General features: G+C 46.3%; 12 protein-coding genes. 8 read left to right on the top strand and 4 right to left on the bottom strand.

What is annotated here, in order from left to right:
* Nucleotides 1–11: 11 nt before the first annotated feature.
* Nucleotides 12–1,277 (bottom strand): MDR family MFS transporter, encoded by a 1,266-nt coding sequence (locus tag AZ46_RS17845; protein ID WP_029285839.1) that lies wholly within the window; start codon nucleotides 1,275–1,277, stop codon nucleotides 12–14.
* A 143-nt stretch (nucleotides 1,278–1,420) separates the two neighbouring features.
* Between AZ46_RS17845 and AZ46_RS17840 the strand changes: the two genes are divergently transcribed.
* Nucleotides 1,421–2,215 (top strand): VOC family protein, encoded by a 795-nt coding sequence (locus tag AZ46_RS17840; RefSeq protein WP_029285841.1) that lies wholly within the window; start codon nucleotides 1,421–1,423, stop codon nucleotides 2,213–2,215.
* 34 nt (nucleotides 2,216–2,249) lie between these two features.
* Here AZ46_RS17840 and AZ46_RS17835 read toward each other — a convergent pair whose 3' ends face one another.
* Together AZ46_RS17835 and AZ46_RS17830 are read right to left on the bottom strand one after the other, a co-directional pair.
* Entirely contained in the window at nucleotides 2,250–4,064 is a 1,815-nt protein-coding gene (locus tag AZ46_RS17835; protein WP_029285843.1) for a solute:sodium symporter family transporter, read from the bottom strand.
* 161 nt (nucleotides 4,065–4,225) lie between these two features.
* A complete protein-coding gene (locus AZ46_RS17830) occupies nucleotides 4,226–4,627 on the bottom strand; it encodes a hypothetical protein (protein ID WP_029285845.1) in 402 nt (133 codons plus the stop codon).
* Between the two features lie 167 nt (nucleotides 4,628–4,794).
* Here AZ46_RS17830 and AZ46_RS17825 point away from each other — a divergent pair, with 167 nt between their 5' ends.
* The 6 genes from AZ46_RS17825 (at nucleotide 4,795) to treR (ending at nucleotide 11,371) form a co-directional block, all read left to right on the top strand.
* On the top strand, nucleotides 4,795–5,166 hold the full coding sequence (locus AZ46_RS17825; protein ID WP_029285846.1) for a DnaJ family domain-containing protein: 372 nt from the start codon (nucleotides 4,795–4,797) through the stop codon (nucleotides 5,164–5,166).
* Nucleotides 5,167–5,181: 15 nt separating this feature from the next.
* Complete coding sequence (locus AZ46_RS17820) at nucleotides 5,182–6,525, top strand: FAD-binding domain-containing protein (protein ID WP_051865730.1); 1,344 nt, start codon at nucleotides 5,182–5,184, stop codon at nucleotides 6,523–6,525.
* A 14-nt stretch (nucleotides 6,526–6,539) separates the two neighbouring features.
* Entirely contained in the window at nucleotides 6,540–7,190 is a 651-nt protein-coding gene (locus AZ46_RS17815) for a DUF429 domain-containing protein (RefSeq protein WP_029285850.1), read from the top strand.
* Between the two features lie 266 nt (nucleotides 7,191–7,456).
* A complete protein-coding gene (gene treP / locus AZ46_RS17810) occupies nucleotides 7,457–8,872 on the top strand; it encodes a PTS system trehalose-specific EIIBC component (RefSeq protein ID WP_029285852.1) in 1,416 nt (471 codons plus the stop codon).
* A gap of 63 nt (nucleotides 8,873–8,935) precedes the next feature.
* A complete protein-coding gene (treC, locus tag AZ46_RS17805) occupies nucleotides 8,936–10,618 on the top strand; it encodes an alpha,alpha-phosphotrehalase (protein ID WP_029285854.1) in 1,683 nt (560 codons plus the stop codon).
* 33 nt (nucleotides 10,619–10,651) lie between these two features.
* Nucleotides 10,652–11,371, top strand: coding sequence for a trehalose operon repressor (gene treR, locus AZ46_RS17800; protein ID WP_029285856.1), 720 nt, complete (start codon nucleotides 10,652–10,654; stop codon nucleotides 11,369–11,371).
* Between the two features lie 37 nt (nucleotides 11,372–11,408).
* Here treR and AZ46_RS17795 read toward each other — a convergent pair whose 3' ends face one another.
* The gene (locus AZ46_RS17795; RefSeq protein ID WP_235728244.1) at nucleotides 11,409–12,944 is read right to left on the bottom strand and encodes a phytoene desaturase family protein; all 1,536 of its coding nucleotides are present in this window, start codon (nucleotides 12,942–12,944) and stop codon (nucleotides 11,409–11,411) included.
* Nucleotides 12,945–13,064: 120 nt separating this feature from the next.
* On the opposite strand from AZ46_RS17795, the gene AZ46_RS17790 reads away from it, so the two are divergent.
* A complete protein-coding gene (locus AZ46_RS17790) occupies nucleotides 13,065–14,000 on the top strand; it encodes an alpha/beta hydrolase (protein WP_051865724.1) in 936 nt (311 codons plus the stop codon).
* Nucleotides 14,001–14,503: the final 503 nt, after the last annotated feature.

The raw sequence follows: 14,503 nt of genomic DNA, 5'->3' as shown, positions 1-14,503 counted from the left end.
AAGCGCATCGATCATGCGCTTTTTTCACTCCTCTTTTCATAAACCGCAAACGTCACCCAATAAAGGGCTGCACTTGCCAAAGCAAGAATCCCAAGGATGGCGAATGTCCACTGAAAGCCAAACCAGACCGTCATCGGAATGGAGAGCGGGGCAATGGTCCGTCCGACTGTATAGCGGAGACTTGCTGCCGCAAAGTACTGCCCGCGCATATGCTCTGGTGCAAGCTTTGAAACAAAGCTCTGTTGCAGGCCGGCAGTCATCAATTCGGCGAGTGTAAACAAAGCCATGGCGAAGATCAGTCCCCACAAGAAGCTGAACTGTCCGAAAAGGAAGATCGAGACTGCGTATAAGACGGAAGAAAGAATGAAGACATTCCTTTCTTTATACAGAGTCATCCATTTCGTAACAGAAATAGTCAATAGGGCGACCAGCAGTCCGTTTTCCGAAAGAAGAAAACCGAAGGCCTGCTCGCCGCCGAGTGTGAACGACCAGCTGCCGAATGAGAAAAGCTCTTCATTTTGAACGGTTTCCTTCGTATAGACGGGCATCAGCATGTCAAACTGCATAAAGGTCTGTGCCGCAAGAACACCGGCACCAATGTACAGGAGGAAGGCCCGGTCTTTGAAGATGATTTTGTATTCTCCCAGCTGTTGAAGGAGAAAGTGATGCCACTTTGTGCTTCCCTTCCTGTTCAGCACGGATTCGGGTGCTGTTTCTCTTGTCCAGAGAAAGAGCATGCCTGAAAGCAGAAAACAGATGAACCCTGCAAAGACGAGGAGTTCAAAGAAATAGTTCACATAGAAGATGGCTCCTAAGATAGGGCCGATGACGACAGCCAGATTGATTGATGTATAAAATACCGCGAACACATTGCTCCGGTCTTTTTCCTTTACCACATCCGCAATCATAGCCTGGCTTGCAGGCCAGTAAAACGAACCGAAAACCCCCGCTAAAGCGAAGCATGCAAATCCGATCAGAGGGGCGTCAAGCCATGGTGATACAGACAGAGCAAATATGAGAAATGAAACTCCCTGTCCCGCTGAAGAGAGGACGAGCATCTTTTTTCTCCCGAACCGGTCAGCGCAGTAGCCGCCCATTAAATTTGCCAATACGGAAAATACCTGTGAAAACACTAATAGGAACCCGGCCTGTTCCTTGCCGAACTCATCTGCAAAATAAATCGTCAAAAACGGGAAAAACATCCAGTATGTAATATTCATCAATGCTTCCCCGAACAAGCGTATCTTTAAATTGCGGTCCCAATCTCTAAGTCTCATGCTGCCGACCTCACTTTTTATGATTAAACCTCTATCATCATACCCTGCTGCACAAAAAGGGGCAAACAGATCCAAGCTTGTGCACCGCTGCATAAGGGTATATGTTTTTAATAGGCCGAAAATAAAGCCAAAGGAGCTGTCCAATGGATATTATTTTAGATCATCTCGTACATTTTACAGACCGTCATCCGCTCCAAGCGGCAGAGTTTTTTAAAAAACAGGGACTGAATGCTGTCATGGGAGGCCGTCATGAGAAATGGGGCTCGTATAACAGCCTTTGTTATTTCAGCGATCTCGCCTATTTGGAGTTCCTTTCGATTGAAGACAGGAAAAAAGCGAATGGATCGGACAATCCGCTCATTCACCGCCTTCTGAAGCAGCGCGCAGAGGGTCTTGGCCAGATTGCCCTGAGGTCAAATAACCTCGAACATGTGAAAGCAGAGCTTGAAGAGAAGGGGCTTGAAACAGGAGATATTCTTGAAGCGGGCAGAAAACGCGAGGATGGATCCCTGCTTGAGTGGAGAATGCTTTTTATCGAGCAAAGGGATGATGACGCACCTCTTCCTTTTTTTATTGAGTGGAAGCAGTCAGAGGATGAGCGCAAGCGTGACTTGTTCCATTCAGGTGCCCTGCCCTCTGAAAATACCAGTGTATCGGTTTCTAAAATTCACTACATTGTAAAGGATTTAAATGCAGCTGTTTTAAAGTGGAGAAAATATTTCGACCTTCCAAGAGGCGAAGAGGGCGTATATGACGAATGGCGGGCAAGAATCTACACATTTACACTTCCGTCTTTCCAGCTGGTTTTTGCCGAGCCTTCAGGGGACGGCCTTGTTCAGCAGATGCTTGAACGAAAAGGGGAAGGCCCTTATCTCGCAGAGTTTGACCCGCCTGTTTTTGGATCTTATTACCAGGTGCACGGCAGCATGTATAAATAAAAAATCAGCCTCCCGGATGTGGAGGCTGATTTTTTCAGTTCGTCATATATCTTATATAGACCGGATTCAATTTTCCGGAAGGGCGGCGAAGTCTGTAATTCTTTTTCGTATGCTGCTTCAGCAGGTATTCTTCATATTTTCGGTTCCAGTGTTTAATAGAGGCAAATACGAGAATGCCAGTCAGTAAAAACAGGCCGGCCACTGCAGGCCAGAAGGCAGGAGATACATAGCCGTCTGCATACGCAAGTCCAATCGGAGAAAAGACGATATAGGTTGCACAAACCAGTGAAAGAAGAATCACAGATGTGGCGATTGTATATTTCCACGGCATCATGTCCACAGATGCTTCTGTCTTGTAAATATAGGCTTCTTCCCGCGGGCTGACCATTCCGATCGCAAGCATCATGAACACTTCGATGAAGAAGAGAATCGCATAGATGTGTATGAAATGAATGTCAACGGTGAAGCCGAAGAGATGGTTTGTCCCCCATACGAGCATATAGTAGGTAATGACGTGAAAAATAATGACCGCTTTTGCAGCAGCTGCCGGAACAAACTTAGACAGCAGGCCGACAAGGACGATGGCGATAATCGGGATGTTGAAAAAGCCTGTAAATTTCCGGATCAAATCCCATAAGCCGTCCGGCGCATACATAAGCAGCGGAGAAACAAACAAGGCGACAATGGCCAGGAATGTTCCAAACAGTTTGCTGACGCTGATCAGCTTTTTATCATCAGCCTTAGGATTGACCTGCACTTTGTAGATATCAAGCGCAAACATCGTGGCGGCACTGTTAAGCAAAGAGTTGAACGAACTGAACACGGCACCAAGCAGCACGGCAAGGAAAAATCCTGACAGATACGTCGGCAGCACGTCCGCAATCAGAGTCGGATAAGCTAGGTCAACTGATTTCAGGCTGTCACCATATTGATGGAAAACAATGATGCCGGGAATCATCATGAAGAGAGGTATAAGCAGCTTATAAAAGCCTGAGAGAATGACCCCTTTTTGACCCTCGGCAAGGTTTTTGGCGCCAAGCGTTCTTTGGATAACATACTGATTGGATGCCCAGTAGAACAGATTGGCGAAAATCATGCCTGTGAAAATAGTGCCGAAGGGAACAGAGTCTTCACTGGATCCGATCGCATTCAGTTTTTCGGGATGGGAAGTGGTAATCTCTTTCATGCCATCAAGCATATTTCCGTTGCCAAGGGCGATAAAACCTAAAACAGGAACGAGAATTCCGATGATTAAAAGTCCGATTCCGTTCAGTGTATCTGATACAGCCACTGCTTTCAGCCCTCCGAAGATGGCGTAAACAGCACCGATAATGCCGATCACCCAAATGACAAGCCAGATTGATTGCATATAAGAGATTCCGAACAGTTCCGGAACGTCAAACATCTGCAGGACAGCAAGTGCTCCGGAATAAAGCATGGAAGGAATCGTTACCAGAATATACCCGAGCATAAAAAGGATAACGGTATAACGTCTTACGCCTTCATCAAACCGCTTGCTCAAAAATTCCGGCAGGGTTGTAAAGCTTCCTCCGAGATATTTCGGAAGCAAGTATAGAGCCATAACGACGATCGCAAAGGCCGAAGTAACCTCCCACGCCATATTTGACAGGTTTGTGCGATAAGCCTGTCCATTAAGTCCAACAAGCTGCTCAGCCGATAAATTCGTAAGAAGCAGTGAGCCTGCTATAAAACCACCCGTAAGGCCTCTGCCCGCAAGGAAATAACCGTTTGAATCCTCATTGCCGCCTTTAGTTTTCAGATAGGAAATCCATGCTACAAGACCCATAAAAAAGGCGCATGATAAAAGCGTGAACCAGATTCCTCCCATATGTATGCCTCCTTCAAGATGCTAAAATTGTTTTTTAGAATAATTTCTATCCATTAAATAACCTCCTTTCTGAAAAGATAAACCTTGTTGGATCAAAAACAGGAAATATGAACGAAATAAAAGTCTGATTTAAAAGAAAAATCAGACTTTTAGAGTGTTACTTATTTATTTAAAGGTTTTACCACAATTGCCTGGGAGCATTTCCGGATCACGCAGTCCTTCATTTCCTCAAGCGACAGCATGCCCAGTGTGAGCGCGGCTTGAATTTTTTCTTTATCAGGCTGTTTTACGAGAATAATACAATCTGAGAGATTTAATTCTTCAAGAATTTTAACCGTTTTATCAGGATGATAGGATTCGGACTGCCTGATTTGCCGCTGGATCTTGTAGGCTCCGATTCTTTCTTCCCCTTTGCTGTTTTTGCCGTATTCATGATCAAAATACGCGTTGAAAATCTTTTTGATTTCCGCCATTTCTTCTTCAATCTTCTTTGCCTTTTCATTCAGTGCAGCATAGCGGGAGACCATTTCCTCAGGAATCTGAAAGGTGTTTGAATTGTTCATTCTGATGCCTCCAATTTATGATGTCTTTAAAGGATATGCAAGAGGGCCTGTTTGCAGAACGTCTGTTTGATTGATTGTCACGAATCATCTATATTTTTAAGAAGGAATCGTGCGGACCGGTGTATAAGCTAGTATAGAGAAGTGATATGGAACAGGAGGCTGTAAAAATGGATCTGTTCACCATTCTGTCAGAGGATAAAATAAAGCAGGCGATAAAAGACGGGGAATTTAACCGGCTTCCCGGCATGGGAAAACCGCTTCAGCTTGAGGATTTGTCGCATATTTCACCGGAGCTCAGGGTGTCCTACAAGATGATGAAGAATGCAGGCATGCTTGATGAAGAAGGAGAGCTGAAAAAATCCATTTTTAAGCTTGAGGACCTGGCATCGGCCTGTCAGGATGAACTCCAAAAAGAAAAGCTTGAGATGCAGCTGAGCGAAAAACGGGTAAAGCTTGAACAGATACTTAAAAAGCGCGGCACATTTTCTTCAAAGGCATCCGCTTTTTACAAAGATAAAATCAATTCGAAATGGTCATAACATGGAGTGAGTGACATGAACGTTGTCTGGTTTAAACGGGATCTGAGGACCGAAGATCACACCCCTCTTGCAAAAGCAGCACGGTTCGGGGAAGTGCTGCCGCTGTATGCTGCGGAGCCTTCCGTCTGGGGGACAGGGTCTATGTCAGCACGGCATTTTCAATTCGTACGGGAAAGTCTTGAAGACATGCAGTACTCCTTTGAAAAAATGGGAGGCAGTCTTTATACATTCACCGGAGAAATAGAGGATGCGCTGGAGGCGATCTATGAAATGTGCAGCGACTTTTCCCTGCATGCCTACAGAGAATCGCGGTCAGAAGCAGAGGTGCAAAAGCATACAAGAGTGAGAGAATGGATGACTGATAGAGGGCTTGCTTTTCATGAGTATGAAGAGTACGGTGCACCCGGAAAGAATGCAAAACAGAGGTGGGAAGCTTTTGTGAGAAGCGAAGGAGCCAGGATGCCCAGCCGTTTATTCATGCCGGAAAAGGTTCCGGACCGTTTCTATTCCGGCTCAGAAAAGCTCAAATCGCTCCCTGTCAAAGGCAGCCCTATAAAATTTGGCCAGCAGGGCGGAGAAGTACAGGCACTGGAAACCCTTGATACGTTTTTAAATGAGCGTGCCGCTTCCTATTTAGAGAATCGGTCAAACCCTCTTCAGTCCACGATTTCTTCAAGCAGGCTGTCTCCATATCTCGCTTGGGGAAACATCTCGCTGCGCACCGTTGTACAAAAAACGTCGATAAAGATAGAAAATTGTGATAATTTGTTTCCCGTGGAACAATTGACGGCTTTCATGGATCAGCTGAAGGCGAGATGGAAGCTTATGGATAGTGGAGTTGAAGCGATTTCAGAGCTGTGTCTTCATGATGAAAGACCACCATTATTCGACAAATGGCACGCGGGAGAAACAGGCATACCGTTTGCTGATGCATGCATGAAATGTCTGCACAAAACAGGATGGCTGCCTGCCAAGTACCGTGGCATGCTTGCTTCTTTTGGAATTGCGGTTCTCAAACTGGATCCCGCAGCATGTTCGGCAGCACTTGCCTCCCTTTTCCTGGACTATGAACCGGCAATTCACAGCGGGCAGATGAAAAAGGTCGCTTCAAAAGTGGTGAACCCGGTCAAAACAGGAAAGACGGAAGATCCGGACGGAGTCTTTATCAGGAGGTATCTGCCCGTTCTGGAGCATGTGCCTGCGAAATACATTCATGAACCTTGGAACTATCCAGGTTTTTTTCAGATGGACTACCAAGCACCGGTGATTGATCTGAAAAAAGCGATTAAACCTGCAAAAAAAGGAACGGAACGCAAAAACAAGCCTTCTGACAGTGAACAGCTGTCATTTGATTTATAAAAGGAGGGAGAAGAGTGCATGTAGTTGGAATTGATCTTGCCGGTCCTGCCAATCACAAGGAGACGGCAGTTGCTGTTTTTAAAAAAGAAGCGGACAGCCTTGTACTGAACAGCTTGACGTTTCATAACAGCGACCGGCTTATTCTGGATACAGTAAGCCGTTTAGCCTCAGAAGGAGGACAGGTTACTGTCGGCATTGATGCGCCGCTCTCCTATCAGGACGGCGGCGGGGACAGGCCCTCAGACAAAGCTGTCAGATCAAAGCTTCGGGAGGCGGGCCTCTACCACGGTTCCATCATGCCGCCGACCCTCAACCGCATGGTTTATCTCACTTTAAGGGGCATTCATCTGAGCAGGGCGCTTGAGAACTATACTGGTTCTATCGTTGAAGTGCACCCCGGCGGAGCTATCGGACTAAGGCTGAAGCCTGAGGACCGGCATCTCGCTTTGTCCTATAAAAAATCAGAGGAAGACAGGAGAAGCCTTCTGCCGTTCTTTGAACAGTGGAGGGTAAAAAGCATTTCTCCGGACGCTGCAGAAACAAGCCATGGACTTGATGCATGTGCGGCGGCTCTTGCTGCCTGGCACTGGGCAGATCCGGAGTATGAGCCCGAAATATGCATAGGGGCCGATAAGCCGTTTCATCCTTTTGATTTTTGCTGCTGAAGATCACGTTTATGCGTGGTCTTTTTTAATTTGTTTTTTCCTGCTTGTATGGCGGTAAAAAGGGTAACAACCAAGTAAAGACCTGTTGAAGGGAATGATTGTATGCATGAAAAAGCATCTATCTGAAAACGATTACGCTTTTCTGTTGACAACCTGTATATACAGGAATACAATGTGAGTGTAACTTGTATATACAGGATAAATTCCAACGAACAAAGCTAGAATAATAGCAGGGAAATGAAAACGATTTCGGGAGGTTGAAATAGATGAGCGTGAACAAGCAGGAAGTCCGCGACATTGTGGAGGCGGTCGGCGGGAAAGAGAATATTGCCGCCGCTACGCACTGTGTTACCCGTCTGCGGTTTGCTTTAAAAGATGAAAGCAAAGTGGACAAAGAGAAGCTTGATCAGATTGATATGGTAAAGGGTTCATTTTCAACGAACGGCCAGTTCCAGGTCGTTATTGGACAGGGACTTGTTGACAAGGTATATAAAGAAATGGCTGAACAGACAGGCATGGGCGAATCGTCGAAAGAGGATGTCAAGGAAGCCGCATCAGGCAAATTGAATCCGCTTCAGCGTGCTGTTAAGATGCTTGCGGATATTTTCATTCCGATTCTGCCGGCAATCGTGACGGCCGGTCTTCTGATGGGGATCAACAACATTCTTAGCGGGAAAGATATTTTCTTTGACGGGCAGTCTCTGATCCAGGTATACCCGCAATGGGCGGATTTATCCTCCATTATTAACTTGATTGCCAACACCGCATTTACCTTCCTGCCTGCTTTGATCGGGTGGTCGGCAGTAAAGCGGTTCGGCGGAAGCCCGCTGCTTGGTATTGTCCTTGGTTTGATTCTTGTGCATCCGGATCTTCTGAATGCATGGTCTTACGGGGAAGCTCAGGCCAAAGGAGAGGTGCCGGTCTGGAACCTGTTCGGTCTTGAGGTTGAAAAAATCGGCTATCAGGGACAGGTGCTTCCGGTTCTGTTTGCATCGTACCTGCTTGCCAAAGTGGAACTTTTCTTAAACAAGCGGATACCTGATTCCATCAAACTGCTTGTTGTTGCTCCAATCACTCTTTTAGTAACAGGCTTTGCAGCATTTATCCTGATTGGACCTGTAACGTTTGCAGCAGGAAATGCCATCACGGACGGCGTCATTGCCATTTTCGACAACTTTGCTGCTCTTGGCGGTCTCCTGTACGGCGGATTCTATTCGCTGCTTGTTGTAACAGGCATGCATCATACGTTCCTTGCCGTTGACCTTCAGCTTGTGGCAAGTGCAGGAGGAACGTTCCTGTGGCCGATGCTTGCATTGTCAAACATTGCTCAAGGTTCTGCCGCATTTGCGATGATGCGCATTGTGAAGGATGAAAAGCAAAAAGGTCTTGCCCTGACATCCGGTATTTCCGCTTATCTCGGAATTACGGAGCCGGCCATGTTCGGTGTGAACCTCAGATACCGCTATCCGTTTATCGCGGCCATGATTGGTTCTGCGATTGCTGGCATCTTTATTACAATCAACCATGTCAAAGCATTCTCAATCGGCGTCGGCGGAATCCCGGGATTCCTTTCCATCCAGTCCGAATACTGGACAGCATTCTTTATCGGAATGGCGATAGCCATTGTCGTGCCGTTTGTTCTGACATATGTGTTTGCGAAATTTAACTGGAAGAAAAAATAAAAGCAGAAAGGGACAAGCCATTGTCCTTTTTTGCGTAAATTCTATAATGGTGGTGCATGTACAATGAAACAGCCCTGGTGGAAAAAATCAGCGGTCTATCAGATTTATCCGAAAAGCTTTAACGATACAACGGGAAATGGAGTCGGCGATATTCAGGGAATCATCGATAAACTTGATTACTTGAAAAAACTCGGCATCGATGTCGTGTGGCTGACGCCGATTTATGAATCTCCCCAAAAAGATAATGGCTATGATATCAGCGACTATTTTTCGATTCATGAAGAATACGGAACGATGGAAGACTTTGAACGCTTGTTAAAAGAGGCTCATGACCGCGGAATTAAAGTCATCATGGATATTGTGGTGAACCACACGTCAACAGAGCATGCCTGGTTTAAAGAAGCACAGTCTTCAAAAGAGAATCCATACCGCGATTTTTACATCTGGAAAGAAGGAAAAGAGGACGGTTCTGAGCCTTCAAACTGGATTTCAAAGTTCGGGGGCTCTGCATGGAAGCTTGATGAAAAAACAGGCGAATACTACCTTCACCTTTTTGACGTCACACAGGCAGATTTGAACTGGGAAAACGAAGAAGTCCGCCGGAAAGTGTACGACATGATGACGTTCTGGTTTGAAAAAGGTGTCGACGGTTTCAGGCTTGACGTCATTAACCTGATTTCAAAGGATCAGGATTTCCCTGATGATGACGGCAGCACAGCACCCGGAGACGGCCGCAAGTTTTACACAGACGGTCCGCGAGTTCATGAGTATATGAAAGAAATGAACAGAGAAGTGTTCTCTAAATATGACAGCATGACAGTCGGCGAAATGTCATCCACGACAATCGACAACTGCATCCAATATTCAAATCCGGATTCAAATGAGCTCAGCATGACGTTCAACTTCCATCATTTGAAAGTGGATTACCCGAACGGCGAGAAGTGGGCGCTCGCAGATTTTGATTTTCAGGCACTGAAGCAAATCCTTTCAAAATGGCAGGTGGAGATGCATAAGGGCGGCGGCTGGAATGCCCTGTTCTGGTGCAACCATGATCAGCCAAGGGTCGTTTCAAGATACGGAAACGACGGCAAGTACCGTGTGGAATCGGCAAAAATGCTGGCCACAACCGTCCACATGATGCAGGGCACTCCCTATATTTATCAGGGCGAGGAATTCGGCATGACAAATCCTAAGTTTGAATCAATCAATGACTACCGCGATGTTGAATCTCTGAATATGTTCAATATTTTAAAAGAAGCCGGCAAGTCAGAAGAAGAAATCCTTGAGATCTTAAAGAGCAAATCAAGAGACAATTCCCGCACCCCGGTTCAGTGGAATGACTCGAAGCATGCAGGATTTACAACAGGCACCCCATGGATCCTGCCTGCGAAAAATTATCCTGAGATCAACGCCGAGAAAGCTGTCCAGGATGAAAACTCAGTTTTCTACCATTATCAGAAACTGATTCAACTAAGAAAAGACGTTGATCTCATAACATACGGAGATTACGAACTAATCCATGACGACCATGAGCAGCTGTTTGCCTACGTCCGCAATGGAGACGGCGAAAAACTGCTCGTCATCAACAATTTCTATGAAAAAGAAACCGTCTTTACATTGCCGGAGCACATCGGTGATGAGTTTAAAGCGGAAATCCTGATCAGCAACTACCCGGACTCTAGTGAATCTGTAAAAGAAATCACTCTGCGTCCATTTGAATCCGTCGTTTATCATCTTAAAAAGTAAGATTTCATGGTAAACTGATGATGGTGGTTAAAGATGAAAACAAACAATAAATACCTGGCTATTTACCAGGAGCTTGCCGATTTAATCAAACAGGGCATCCTCGCGCCTGATGAAACCATTCCATCTGAAAACGAGCTTGCTGCAAAATACGAGACGTCAAGGGAGACAATCCGCAAGGCGCTCAATCTATTGGCGCAGAACGGGTTCATTCAGAAGGTAAAAGGAAAAGGGTCCATTGTGCTCGATGTGACGAAAATGAGCTTTCCCGTTTCCGGTCTTGTCAGTTTTAAAGAGCTGTCCCAGAACCTTGGACGCTCGTCCCGGACAAATGTAGAAAAACTGGGTCTGATCAAACCGGACCCGTTTATTGCCCAGCAGCTGAACCTGAGCGGCGGGGATGAGGTATGGGAGGTTGTCAGGTCAAGGAACATCGACGGGGAATCCATTATTCTCGATAAGGATTACCTGAACAGCCGCTTCATTCCTTCTTTAACAAAGGAAATCTGCGAGGATTCCATTTACAGGTACATCGAAGAAGAGCTTGGTCTTAAGATCAGCTTTGCGAAAAAAGAAATCGTTGTGGAAGAGTGCACGGAAGAAGACTATGCTTATCTTGATCTGCACAGCTTCACCCACATCGTTGTCGTGAAAAACCATGTTTACCTGGATGATACAAGTCTGTTTCAGTACACAGAATCAAGGCACAGGCTCGATAAGTTCAGGTTTGTGGATTTCGCCCGAAGAGGGCATTGAAAAAGTCAGGCGGCTGCCTGACTTTTTTTGTATGCTTTCAGCTGCGCAAATCCCTCAGAACAGACTGGGAAGCATGATACCCGCTGACAGATACTCCAATCGTTCCGGCTCCGGGAAACACACTGTCTCCGCACAAGTAAATTCCCGGTATGCCGGCACGGTGCGACAGACTGTTGAACAGCGAATGCTCCAGAGTTTGCGGATATCCCCCGACCATTCCTCCCGGTCTTTTAGTGAACGTTTCCCACGCTCCCGGAGCCCCCGGCATGAAATCTGTCAATCCGTCCTGCAGACGCGGAATCGCCGTCTCAATCGAGTGCAGCATCCGGTTTGTGAGCACCTCTTTATATCGGTCATACTTTTCCTTCGTATCCCACAGCTTTAAGTCCGTATGGGTGCTTGCTGTCATGGTTCTGTATCCGGCAGGTGCCCTCCGCGCGTCCTCTTTTTTTGAAACAGAGAGAAACAGGTGATGCCCTTCCGTCATATCGCCTGAGTCATTGTCCATCACCTGATGAAAAAGCGGAAAGTTCTCCGGGATGACCTCCTCTTTTACAGTAAGATAAAGCGTCATCGTGCCCCATTGCTGCAGGGGCTGCTTTTTCCTATAAGCCTTGCTCAGCTGCATTATTAAATCCTTGGAAAGGAGGCTGATAAATCCGGGCAGGGGAAGGTTGCAGATGATATAGTCCGCGTCATAGGTTTTGTTCTTCTGGTCGGTTACTCTGTAGCGGCCGTTTTCTTTATGAATGGATTTCACCCAGGATCGTTTTTTCAGAACAGCTCCGCGGTCTTTTGCGAATGCAGCAAGATGCTCGGCTATCTGATACAGGCCGCCATTCACATAAAACGCGCCGTCATGGTACACAGTCAGGGCATAGGCGCCAAGGATGGCAGAGCAGTCCGCGCTCGTTGTCTGCATCGAATCAATTAGCTGGGCATCAATCAAGTGAACAAAGTCCCGCTCATTCTGCAGTCCATGCTTTTTGAGCAGCGCCGCCATCGTGCTCTGAAAATGAGGGAGAAGGCCAAGGGTAGATGGCTTTAGTGATGTTAATAGCTTCCCCCACTCAAAAGCAGTCTTCGGAGGAAGGACCGGCAGGGGATCAATCAGCTTCTTTACTTCAGCGCCGGTTTTCCAAATGTCTGAGTAGAATGCGCGGATTTTCGCTGTAAGATGCGGAAAGTGTTTCTCCACTTCTTTTAGATAAAGAGCCCGGTCGCGGTAATAGGAAATGGTTTTTTCCGGCAAGTGTATGTCCATGATGACATCAAGCAGGCTGTGCTCCTGAAAAGAAAGATGAAGTTCGCGGAAAAGCTTATCGTGCACGCCGCCTTGTTCAAAGCCCATGCCGAGGGTTGCACCTGCAGGATATAAAAACTTCCCGCGTTGAAACTTCCCCGCACAGCCGCCCCACTCGTTTGATGCTTCAAGAACGGTGACGTCCCTTCCTTCTTTTGAAAGAAAAGCAGCCGCTGTCAGTCCGCCGATGCCGCCGCCGATTACGATTGTCCGTTTTGCCATCGTTTTCACCTCGCTGTCATTGTACGTTTTATCCTGCTCAGCCCCCAACTTTTAATCGGCTGCCGGTATTCTTACAAAACTTTTACAGTGAATAAACGGTACCCTTACACTAATCACCTATTATGAAAACGGTAATATGATGTGGAAAAGGGAAGTGAAGGTGATACCATGTGGATTTTGCTTTGCTCCATACTTGCCGCTTTGCTAGCAATACTCGCTGTATCCTTCTTTTTCAGCACCCTTATTACGGTACCCAGAAAAGTGGAATATGAAAAAACGTACAGGCTCGGAGTGGAAAGCGGGGAAATCAATACAGAGCATTTTGAAAAAACGCCTAAAGAAGAATGGTTCATAGATTCCTACCACGGCTACAAGATTCACGGCATGTGGTTTCCTGTTGAATCCGGCAAAAAAGCGATTATCGTTGCACACGGGATTACATGGTCGCTGTTCGGAAGCTTCAAATACGTCGAAATGTTCCATAAACGGGGTTATCACGTTCTTTTGTGCGACCACAGATTCCACGGCCTGAGCGGCGGTACGCATACCTCATTCGGCTACTATGAAAGCGACGACCTGCACGCCTGGGTCGACCATATTTATGAAGAACTCGGATCATCCGCATTTGTAGGCATACTCGGCGAATCCCTTGGAGCGGCATCGGCCCTGCAGTATGTGAAAAAAGATTCCCGTGTTTCCTTCTGCATCGCAGACTGCGCCTTCAGCGACCTGACCGAACTTTTAAAAACACGGCTCAGGCTGGACTTTAAAATCAGATTTTATCCGCTCATCTACCTGACCAGCATGGTCACGAAGCTTAGATATGGGTGGGGATTTGAGGAAATAAAGCCTGCGCGCGATCTTGAGAACACGAAAACACCGATTCTCTTCATCCACGGTAAGGAAGATTCCTTTATCCCTGTCAACATGACCCTTGATATGTACAAAGTGAAAAAAGGACTCAAACAGCTGTACCTGGTGCCGAAAGCCGGCCACGCCCAGGCGTTTTTAACAGATCCTGAAGGCTATGAAACTAAGGTTCTGGAGTTTTTAAAGAAGATCGAGCATGACGGAGATGGAATAGCAGAGATGGGAGGACGCTGAGGCGTCTTTTTTTGTTTGGGAGTTTTGGTTGATGGCACTTATTTAGAAGAATAGAACCATCAAAAGGAAGAATGTATTGGTTGATGGCATTTATCGGGCAGAATAGAACCATCAAAAAGAAGAATGTATTGGTTGATGGCACTTATCCGTAAGAATAGAACCATCAAAAAGAAGAATCCACAGGTTGATGGCACTTATCCAGAAGAATAGAACCATCAAAAAGAAGAATCCACAGGTTGATGGCACTTATCCAGAAGAATAGAACCATCAAAAAGAAGAATCCACAGGTTGATGGCACTTATCCGGAAGAATAGAACCATCAAAAAGAAGAATCCACAGGTTGGTGGCACTTATCCGGAAGAATAGAACCATCAAAAAGAAGAATTTACAGGTTGATGGCACTTATCTGGCAGAAAAGAACCATCAAAAGACAGAATCCTCAGGTTGATGGCACTTATCCGGAAGAATAGAACCATCAAAAGGTAGAATCTTCAGGTTGATGG

Source organism: Metabacillus indicus LMG 22858, from assembly GCF_000708755.2.
In the GTDB taxonomy this organism is placed as follows: domain Bacteria; phylum Bacillota; class Bacilli; order Bacillales; family Bacillaceae; genus Bacillus_P; species Bacillus_P indicus.
Note: the sequence above shows the minus strand (reverse complement) of the source record. Positions and strands in the feature narration are given on the sequence as shown.